5 protein-coding genes are annotated in these 6,447 nt (G+C 44.0%); all 5 read right to left on the reverse strand.

The genetic code is table 11. The features are described 5' to 3' along the window. Window positions 1-11: 11 nt before the first annotated feature. The gene (locus B7708_RS01295; protein WP_084973179.1) at window positions 12-2,408 is read right to left on the reverse strand and encodes a primosomal protein N'; all 2,397 of its coding nucleotides are present in this window, start codon (window positions 2,406-2,408) and stop codon (window positions 12-14) included. Window positions 2,409-2,473: 65 nt separating this feature from the next. Continuing rightward, on the reverse strand, window positions 2,474-2,788 hold the full coding sequence (gene rpoZ / locus B7708_RS01300; protein WP_084973181.1) for a DNA-directed RNA polymerase subunit omega: 315 nt from the start codon (window positions 2,786-2,788) through the stop codon (window positions 2,474-2,476). A 24-nt stretch (window positions 2,789-2,812) separates the two neighbouring features. Next, entirely contained in the window at window positions 2,813-3,439 is a 627-nt protein-coding gene (gene gmk, locus B7708_RS01305; protein WP_084973183.1) for a guanylate kinase, read from the reverse strand. A gap of 134 nt (window positions 3,440-3,573) precedes the next feature. Further along, entirely contained in the window at window positions 3,574-5,187 is a 1,614-nt protein-coding gene (locus B7708_RS01310; RefSeq protein ID WP_049519337.1) for a ribonuclease Y, read from the reverse strand. Between the two features lie 710 nt (window positions 5,188-5,897). Further along, window positions 5,898-6,447 (reverse strand): LPXTG cell wall anchor domain-containing protein (locus B7708_RS01315; protein ID WP_142358249.1); only part of this gene is annotated, 550 nt, incomplete at its 5' end.

Raw genomic sequence — 6,447 nt, forward strand, 5'->3', positions numbered from 1 at the left:
TCTTCTCCTTCTTATAAAAATTGCTGCGGCTCATGGTCAATACTGAGACGAAGCTCGCTATTTTCCCGTTCTTGAGTCAAGGCCAAGACTTGGTTGAGAGTCTGTCCCAGCTTATCTTCTAAACGGTATTTAATCAAAATCTGGTAATGATAAAGGTTATGAGTACGAGCAATGGGTTTTGGCGTTGGTCCAAGGATTTTACTAGTTTCCGATAAACCTGAGCGCAAAATTTCCATGACTTCATAGGCACGTTTGACAACCTCTTCTTCTTTCTTATGAGAGAGGGTAATCCCAATCGTAAAATAATAAGGCGGGTAGCCGAGTTGGCGCCTGATACTCATTTCATAAGCGTAAAAGCCTTCGTAGTCCTGTTCCTTAGCAAAACGAATGGCATAGTGCTCAGGATTGTAAGACTGAATCAAGACCTGCCCAGCCTTTTCTGCACGACCTGCGCGACCAGCCACCTGAGTCAAGAGCTGGAAGGTTCTCTCAGAAGAACGGAAATCTGGTAGATTCAAGGCCGTATCCGCATTAAGAACTCCGACTAGGGTCACATTGGGAAAATCCAAACCCTTAGCAATCATCTGAGTTCCCAACAAGATATCTGCTTCCCCTCGGCCAAACTGGTCAAGAAGAGCTTGGTGACTGCCTTTCTTACGAGTCGTATCCACATCCATCCGTAGAATGCGGGCCTGAGGAAAGAGTTCTGCCAGTTCATCATAGGCTTTCTGAGTCCCTGTACCGTAGTAGCGAATACTGCGACTCTGACAGTTTGGACAGACATGAGGAATTCCCTTCGAAAAACCACAGTAATGGCAGTTCATGGTCTTGGTATCCATGTGGAGAGTCAGAGAAATGTCACAGTTGGGACAGCTATCTACTGTCCCACACTCCCGACACATAACAAAACTAGAATAACCCCGACGGTTGAGCATGAGGACTACCTGCTCTTTTTTATCCAAGCGGTCTTGGATAGCTTCTAGCAAAGGAGGGGTAAAGTTTGATGTCTCATTCTGCCCAATATAGTCCCGAAAGTCAATTACTTGAACCTCAGGAATAGTGGCTAAAGGATTGGCTCGTTGGGTCAGACGTAAGTGGTGGTAGACACCTTTGCCAGCCCGTGCACGGCTTTCCAGACTTGGTGTCGCTGAACCAAGGACTAGGGCTGCTTGATTGTACTGGGCCCGTAAAATAGCCACTTCTCTGGCATGGTAACGGGGATTGCTGTCTTGTTTATAGCTAGCTTCATGCTCTTCGTCGATAATCATGACACCCAGATTTTTCAGAGGAGCAAAGATAGCTGATCGAGCGCCAACGACAACTTGAGCAGCGCCACGTTCAACCTTGCGCCATTCGTCGTACTTTTCACCATTGGACAGGCCTGAGTGAAGAATGGCCACTTTCTCACCGAAACGAGCAATGAAACGCTCTGTCATCTGTGGCGTCAGAGAAATCTCAGGTACCAGCAAAATAGCTGTCTTACCCTTGTCCAAGGCTCCTTGGATGATCTGTAAGTAAACCTCCGTTTTCCCACTTCCTGTAATCCCTTGAAGGAGGAATGGAGGCTGTTGACTACCAATAGCACTGACAACGGCATCACGCGCCTGTCTTTGTTCTGGATTCAACTCCAAAGGTTGGCTGACTTCAATGCCTTCAAAATAAGCGGCTGAGCGTTGCACTTCCTTTTGGACTAGGGTTAGAGCTCCTTGCTCCACAAAGAAGTTGACTTGCTCGCGTGAGTAGGATTCTAACAAGCTAGCCAGAGGAGCACTTTCAGGATGAGCTAGCAAATAGTCTCTCAGCTCTGCCTTTTTCTTAGCACGTGCAGAAATCTCAATCTTCTCTAGCTGAGTAGCATCAACCTCATACCAAGACTGGGTCTTGACCTTCTTTTGATCGACTGCCTGGTATTCTAAACGGAGCAAACCTTTTCTCGTCAAGCGCATCATTTCTGCCTGCTTGGCTAAATCTAGAGAAGAAAAGGCTAGCGAATCTTCTGAACCAAACAAGCGCTCTTTGTCTGCCTGACTGAGACCTTCCAGAGGGTAGAGAATCTTATCATAGCTGGAGTTTAAAAAACCTGGAAGCATGGCTTTTAGGATAGAGATTTTGTAAGAAAAGACTGACTTACGTAACTCCTCAGCCAGCCAGAGTTGCTCTTGCGTGAGAACAGGGGAAAAATCCAGCACTTCTGCAATCTCCTTCAAGTCCTGATCGGTCACTTCTTCAGTCGATTGGGACTCCAAACCTAACACAATTCCTTGTATCAAACGATTGCCCTTACCAAAGGGGACATGGACCCGCATACCGACTTCCAACATCTCTACAAATTCCTCTGGGATCTTGTAACTGTATGGCTGGTCCGTCTGCATCAGGGGAACATCCACGATAATCTTTGCGATAGCCATCTTCTCACCTCCTCCTTGTCAGTAAATTCTTGCAATAGAAAAAATAAGATTGAGTCCCCCCAACCTTAAATTTTTTCACCATCTTCTTTTTCTTTAGCGATTTGCTCTTTGATTTTCTTTTCTTCTTCTTCTTTGCGGCGTTTTTCTTCTTCGATACGGAGACGAACCGCTTCACGTTTTCCTTCTGGATCTGGGTGAATGGTTACATTTCCAGACTCGATTTCTTCCAAAGCGCGAAGAGTTGATTTTTCAGACTTAAACTCTTGAGTTGCTGGCGCACCTGCTTCTAGTTCGTGGGCACGTTTTGCTTCCAAGATTACGAGTGAATATTTTGATGGCACCTTGTCTAGCAAGGTATCAATAGAGGGGTTTAACATCATTTGCTTGTACCTGTTTCCTATAGTTTATCGAGTAGTTGTAGATTTTGGCAACATCTCCTGATAGTGACCAATGACACGGTCCACACGGAAGTGTTCTGCTTCGATTACACGCTTGACACGCTCAGCAGCGAGGGGCACCTGATCGTTGACAATGGCGTAATCATACTCACGCATGAGGGCAATTTCTTCCTTGGCTTTTTCAATTCGTTGGGCAATCACTTCAGCGCTATCTGTTCCACGACCTACCAAACGATCTTGCAATTCATCCAAATCTGGTGGTGTTAGGAAGATAAAGACAGCATCTGGGACCTTTTTCTTAACCTGAAGGGCTCCTTGAACTTCAATCTCAAGGAAGACATCGATTCCCTTGTCTAGGGTTTCGTTGACATAGGTCAGAGGAGTTCCATAGTAGTTACCGACATATTCTGCATATTCCAACATCTGACCTTGACGGATCAGCTCTTCAAACTCTTCACGAGTACGGAAGAAATAGTCCACTCCGTCTACTTCACCAGGACGTTGCGCGCGTGTCGTCATCGATACAGAGTATTGAAATTGATTCTCAGAACTCTCAAAAATCTCTCTTCTAACCGTTCCCTTCCCAACTCCTGAAGGACCAGAAAAAACGATTAGCAAGCCTCGGTCTGCCATTATGTCTCCTTTAGTTAGTCTGTGAAATAAAGTAAAATTTCTCTAGGATACTGATGATAGCGTCAGTTATCCTTCTACAGTCTTTCTATCTAGTGTAACAAAAAAGCAGTAATTTTTCAACTGCTCTTTCTTATTTATTTAGCATAATCTACTGCACGAAGTTCACGGATCACGGTTACCTTGATATTTCCTGGGTAATCGAGATTATTTTCAATTTTCTCACGAACTTTGTGAGCCAAGATTGTGACTTTGTCGTCTTTGATTTGTCCTGGATTAACCATGATGCGGATTTCACGTCCTGCTTGAAGGGCAAAGCTATTTTGCACTCCTTCAAAGCCATTGGCGATTTCTTCCAAATCATGGAGACGCTTGATGTAGCTTTCAAGAGACTCGCTACGAGCACCTGGACGCGCTGCACTCAAGGCATCTGCTGCAGCAACAATCACCGCAATGACGCTTTCGGCTTCGACATCACCGTGGTGGCTAGCAATGGTATTCACCACAACTGGGTGTTCCTTGTACTTACGAGCCAACTCCGTACCAATCTCAACGTGGCTACCTTCAACCTCACGGTCAATAGCTTTCCCGATGTCGTGAAGGAATCCAGCACGACGGGCAAGAGCTGCATTTTCACCAAGTTCACTCGCGATGATACCAGATAACTTAGCAACTTCAATCGAATGACGCAAGACATTTTGTCCATAAGAAGTACGGAACTGCAAACGTCCCATGATCTTCATCAAGTCTGGATGGAGGTTTGGCGCACCAATCTCATAGGCAGCAGCCTCACCGTATTCACGGATTTTATTGTCAATCTCTTGACGGTTCTTCTCAACCAACTCCTCGATACGAGCTGGGTGGATACGGCCATCCTTGAGCAACATTTCCATGGTCATACGAGCAATTTCACGACGAATCGGATCAAATCCTGACAAGGTTACCACTTCCGGTGTATCGTCGATAATCACATCAACCCCTGTCAAACTTTCAAAGGTACGAATGTTACGACCTTCACGTCCGATAATGCGACCCTTCATGGTATCATCTGGTAGGTGAACTGTCGAGTTTGTTGACTCTGCTACATAGTCACCAGCGATACGCTGCATAGCCTGAACCAAGATATCTTTCGCAATCTTGTCTGAACGTTCCTTCACTTCTTGCTCTGCCTCACGAATGCGGCTAGCAATTTCCTTGGTCAAGTTTTCCTCTGTCTGAGCCAAGATAATATCTCGAGCCTCAGTTTGGGAAAGGGAGCCGATACGTTCAAGTTCAGCTTCTTTTTGTCTTTCGACTTCCTCTAATTGCTCTTCACGTGCATCAAGGTTTTTTGCTCTATCAGAAATACTTTGTTCTTTTTGTTCAAGTGTTTTTTCTTTGTTCGTCAAATTGTCGTCCTTACGGTCAAGGCTCGTAGCTCTCTCCGTCAAACGACTTTCAATTTGCTTGAGCTCCTGACGTTCTGACTTAAATTCAGCGTCCACTTCTTCACGGTATTTTCTGGCTTCCTCTTTGGCCTCCAATAGTGCTTCTTTTTTAAGAGACTTGCTTTCGCTCTTGGCTTCATTTAGCAGTAAATCCGCTTCGCGCTCAGCTTGTCCTCGTAAATTAGTTGCTTCTTGTTCAGCATTTAGAAGCATCAACTCTGCAGCCTCTTGAGATGATTTCATCTTAGCTGAGATGCTGACATATCCAATGACTAAACCAATGATGACGGCAAAAACAACAATCGCAATGGTCATGATTTCCATGTTTTTACCTCATTAAATTTGTTTATCGAATGACATACATTCCTTAATATTCTATCATAAAAAACCGATTTCCACAAACCCAAATTGAAGAGTTTTGTGTGAATTTTTGAAGAAATTCCTTAGATTTTCAAGCAAAATTAAGAATCTTTAAAAATTTAAATTTCCATGAAAACCGAGGCAAAAAAAAGTAATCACCCACCAAAGACTACTTCTACAAATGGCTTAGAGAAAGTTCAGGAACAAGTAAAAGCGGTTCACTGTGGACAGATTCAACAGCCAGTTCCCTATCATCACACTACTTCAAAATACCAAAATTATACTGAATAAATTTCACATATTCCAACATCACAGTCTCCCTATGATAAAGCATTTTATCCTCAAATTTTCAGGAAAACTTTAACACCTTGTGAGATTGACAGCCAGACGTTGACTTGTTCTGGTGAACTTCACCATTAGTTGAAAGCAATCAGCAAGAATATAAGATGTCTAGTATTTGATTTTCAAAATTTCAAAAATTTAGAGTGATAATTCTCGTTACTTTGAATATTAGAAAAGAGAGAACCAATCTGATTCTCTCTCATGCTTAATTAGATCTCACCCTCCACAGTTGACAAAGAGCCAAAAACCCCAGATAGCCTTAGGCCATCTGGGGTTCTTGTTTTCATCGCTAAAATGATATCAACAATTTCATTTTAGTCGATTTTTGGAACTTAGTCTTCTAAATCCATTTCAGAAGCTGCTGATTTCTTCTTCTTGCCAAGAAGAGAGGCAGTTGCCAAGGCAGCTACTCCTAATCCAAGACCAGCAAATTGGTTACTTGCAGTTCCTGTATTTGGAAGTTTTCTACCGTTTGAACGTCCTGGTCCAGCAGGTTGTTGTGCAGGAGCTTGTGAGTGGTTCAAAGCGTTTGAGATTGAAGCACTGTCAGACAAGCTAGCTGAGGTACTTGCGCTATCGCTCAAGCTTGTGCTTGTTGAAACTGATTCACCTGTGCTGATTGAAGCACTTACGCTGTTGCTCAAGCTTGCTGAAGTACTTGCTGAAGTTGAGGCATCACCTGAACCATTGCTTGTACTTGTTGAACCTGAACCACTACCTGAGTTGTTGCTTGCACTGATTGAAGCTGAAGCTGATTGGCTTGCTGATACAGATGCTGAAGTGCTTTGACTTGCAGATACTGATGCTGAAGCGCTTTGGCTTGAGCTTACTGATGCGCTAGCTGATTGACTTGCTGAGCCATTGCTTGTGCTTGTTGAACCT

It is taken from the genome of Streptococcus oralis subsp. dentisani, from assembly GCF_002096615.1.
GTDB lineage: Bacteria > Bacillota > Bacilli > Lactobacillales > Streptococcaceae > Streptococcus > Streptococcus oralis_U.